Source organism: Bradyrhizobium sp. 31Argb (assembly GCF_043638955.1).
Classification (GTDB): Bacteria; Pseudomonadota; Alphaproteobacteria; order Rhizobiales; family Xanthobacteraceae; genus Bradyrhizobium.
On record NZ_JBEGDB010000468.1, the window covers coordinates 1 to 3,418 of the forward strand.

At 66.5% G+C, this 3,418-nt stretch carries 4 protein-coding genes; all 4 read right to left on the reverse strand.

The window, feature by feature from the left end:
* Positions 1–240: 240 nt before the first annotated feature.
* From AAFX91_RS40095 to AAFX91_RS40110, 4 genes are read right to left on the reverse strand one after another with little or no spacing between them, the layout of a single operon-like run.
* On the reverse strand, positions 241–1,041 hold the full coding sequence (locus tag AAFX91_RS40095) for a hypothetical protein (RefSeq protein WP_394570179.1): 801 nt from the start codon (positions 1,039–1,041) through the stop codon (positions 241–243).
* Positions 1,042–1,087: 46 nt separating this feature from the next.
* Positions 1,088–1,597, reverse strand: a complete 510-nt coding sequence (locus AAFX91_RS40100) for an OsmC family protein (RefSeq protein ID WP_282528804.1) — start codon at positions 1,595–1,597, stop codon at positions 1,088–1,090.
* A gap of 53 nt (positions 1,598–1,650) precedes the next feature.
* Positions 1,651–2,436 (reverse strand): ABC transporter ATP-binding protein, encoded by a 786-nt coding sequence (locus AAFX91_RS40105; RefSeq protein ID WP_394570180.1) that lies wholly within the window; start codon positions 2,434–2,436, stop codon positions 1,651–1,653.
* Complete coding sequence (locus AAFX91_RS40110) at positions 2,436–3,278, reverse strand: ABC transporter permease (RefSeq protein WP_394570181.1); 843 nt, start codon at positions 3,276–3,278, stop codon at positions 2,436–2,438. The genes AAFX91_RS40105 and AAFX91_RS40110 overlap by 1 nt, the downstream gene beginning before the upstream one ends.
* Between the last annotated feature and the right edge of the window lie 140 nt (positions 3,279–3,418).

Below are 3,418 nucleotides of genomic sequence, written 5' to 3' on the forward strand. Positions count from 1 at the left end.
GAGCGGATGACGCAAAAGGGATTGACTGATCCAGGCCCGTTACAGAAGGGTGGGCAAAGCGCAGCGTGCCCACCATCGCGGGCAGAACGTGGATGGTGGGCACGGCGCAAGAGCGCCTTTGCCCACCCTACGCGTCTCCTCATCCCGAGGAGCCGCGAGGCGGCGTCTCGAGGGATGGGCCAGGGGCGCGATCGGGGCCTCATGGTTCGAGACGCGCTACGCGCTCCTCACCATGAGGATCTAAGTTCGACGCATTCGTCGCCGCCCATGCCACCACAGGCCGAGATTCCAGGTCACGCAGGTCAGGAGCGCGAGACTGAGGCCGATCGCCGAACCGAACTGCAGCGCGGCGACATGCAGCACCGCGATCGCAATTCCAAATCCCATCAGGCCCCAGGCGCCGTTGGCAATCACGGCCGCCGTCGGCGGGCCGCCGATGCGCGGATGCAGGATCAGCATCATCGAGGTGAAGACCACCGGAAACAGCGCGATGATGCCGCTGACCCGCGGGCCGACCCAGCCCGAGGACGTCACCACGACCGCCACCAACGTCGCGACCAGCGAGGCGCGCAGGGGTATGTCGTACCAGCGGCGGGTGATCAGCGGCATCTTCTTCACATGGCGATAGCGCTGCAACAGCGGCACGCAGATCGCAAAGGTGATGACGTTCATGATCAGCCCGGCGGCGAGCGTCCAGTGGAACTGGCGGAAGATGGACGCGAGTATAATCCATACCGCGACGGCTGCGGCCGTGCTGAGCAACGCACTGTGGCGCTGTGCCAGCACGACATAGGTCAATCCGAGATAGATCGTCGCCGCATTGATCGGCAGGCTCGCGAGCGCACCCTCGGCGATGAAGGCCGCATCATGGTCAAGCGCGAGGAAGACATAGGACGGTCCCGCCGAGATCGGCAAGGTTGCCACCAGCGCGCCGATCACCGGCCCTGAACGCTCGGCGATGACGGAGGCGGTCACGACAAAGGCGGCCGTGATCGCCATGCGCAAGACGAGCGTCAGCAGGAAGATGAATTCGGGAGGCATTGGCGCTCTCTGCACCCTCCCCTGAAAGGGTAGGGCTCAAGCGACATCACACCCGCTTCATCGAGACGGCGACCTGCGGGCCATGCCTGATGGTCTGATAAACCACGCAATAGCGTTCGGTCAGCTTGAGCAAGAGGTCGAGCTTGTCCTGCGGCGCGTCGGTGTCGACCTCGAAGCGCAGGCGGATCTCGGCGAAGCCAACCGGCGCTTCCTTGTCGACGCCGAGCGTGCCGCGGAAATCGAGATCGCCTTCAGCGAACACATTGCCGCTGCGAAGCGGCACTTCGATCGCGGTCGCCACCGATTTCAGCGTCACGCCGGCGCAGGCGACCAGCGCTTCGAGCAGCATGTCGCCGGAGCAGAGTTCCAGCCCGGAGCCGCCGGTTGCCGGATGAAGGCCGGCGACCGCGAGCGCACGGCCGGTTTCGACCTTGCAGGCGATGCCTTCGTTCTCGATCGAGCCCTTGGCTTTCAGCGTGATAACGGCGGTGGCGGGGTCGGTCTTGTAGCGTTCCTTGATCGGGGCTTGCAGCGCGCGGAGCTCGGTGGCGTCCATTGTTGTTCTCCCGGATTTTCTGTCTTTCCGTGTACTCCCTGGGGGCGTCGGTGTCACCACCACATCGCTTCGCCGGCGGTCGAGCTCGTCTCATTGTCCGGCACGTTGCGATCGAGCGAGCGGTCGAGCGCGGTGAGCACGCGACGCTTGAAATTGTCTGTAGGCGACGAGTTGCGGTCGCGCGGCCGCGCCAGGTTGATCGCGATCTCCTCGAACAGCCGGCCGGGCCGCGGCCGCATCACCAGCGCGCGGTCCGCCAGCACCACGGCCTCGTCGACGTCGTGCGTTACCAGGATCAGCGTCGGGCGGGTGTCGGCCCAGAGGTCGAGCAGATGATCCTGCAGGTCGCGACGGGTGAAGGCATCGAGCGCGGAGAACGGCTCGTCCAAGAGCAGCACCTCCGGCTGCGGCACCAACGCGCGCGCGATCGCCACCCGCTGCGCCTGCCCGCCGGAAAGCTCGCGCGGCCAGGCATTGGCCTTGTCGGCGAGTCCGACACGGGCCAGCGCGCGCGCCACCTTTTCACGCCGCGCATCGGCCGGCAGATCCGAGAGGCCGAAGCCGATATTGTCGGCGACGCTGAGCCAGGGCAGCAGCCGCGGCTCCTGGAAGATGATGCCGATCTTGGCGTGCGGCGCGGTGATGGTTGTGCCATCGAGAATCACCGTGCCTGACGTGGCGCGATCGAGCCCGGCGATGGCGCGCAGCAGCGTCGACTTGCCGCAACCGGACCCGCCGATGATCGCGATGATCTCGCCCGGCTTGATCTCGGCGGAGAAGCGCGAAAGCGCATGGACCCCGTTAGGATAGGTCTTGCCGACGCTACGAAGGGCGAGCATCAGGCCGCTCCGCGCCCGCGGCCGAAAGCGTCCTGCCAGCGCAAGAGCGGCGCGGTGGCGAGTTCGATCAGCCAGTCGGTGGTCTTGCCGAGGATCGCGAAGATCACGATCGCGGCGACGATCTGCGCCGGCTTGCCGAGCTGCTGGCCGTCGATCAGGAGATAGCCGAGCCCCTCGGAGGCGCCCATGAACTCGGCGGCAACCACGAACATCCAGCCCAGACCAAGGCCGACGCGGAGCGCCACCACATAGGCCGGCAAGACCGCCGGCAGAAGGATGCGGCGGATCATCGCCGGGCCCGAGAGGCGGAAGATGCGGCCGACCTCGACGATCTTGCGGTCGACCGAGTGGATCGCGCCCATCACGCCGAGATAGACCGGGAAGAACACGCCGACCGCGATCAGCGCCACCTTCGAGGTTTCAAAAATGCCGAGCCAGAGGATGAACAGCGGCACCCAGGCAATCGATGGGATCGCGCGCAGCGCCTGCACGGTCGGATCGAGCAGCCGCCGCGCCAGCCCCCAATAGCCGGAGACCGCGCCGAGCAGCGTACCGGCGACGACGCCGAGCGCAAAGCCCGCGGCAACGCGGGAGAGCGTTGTGGCGATGTGCCGTGACAGCTCGCCGCTTTTCGCGAGTTCCATGATCGTGGCGAAGACTTTCGTCGGCGGCGGCACCAGCCGGCCGTTGGAATAGCCGAACCAGACCGCGAGCTCCCAGCCGAGGGCGAGGCCTAACGGCAGCAGCAGCCCGAGCGCGGGCCGCACAAAACGCGACAGCCGCGCCGCCGCAGGCGGCATGGCGGCGTCGGGTTGTTCCAGCACTGGCGCTTCGACGGTCATGGTCACGGCAAGAACCCTTTCCCGTGCCGAATTGCAAGGTGGGCATTCGTCGTCCCGGCCTTGAGCCGGGACCCATATGTGGACGGCCCCCGTGGCACAAGAGCTTTTGAGGTGATCGGATCGCTGCATCCATATGTCCG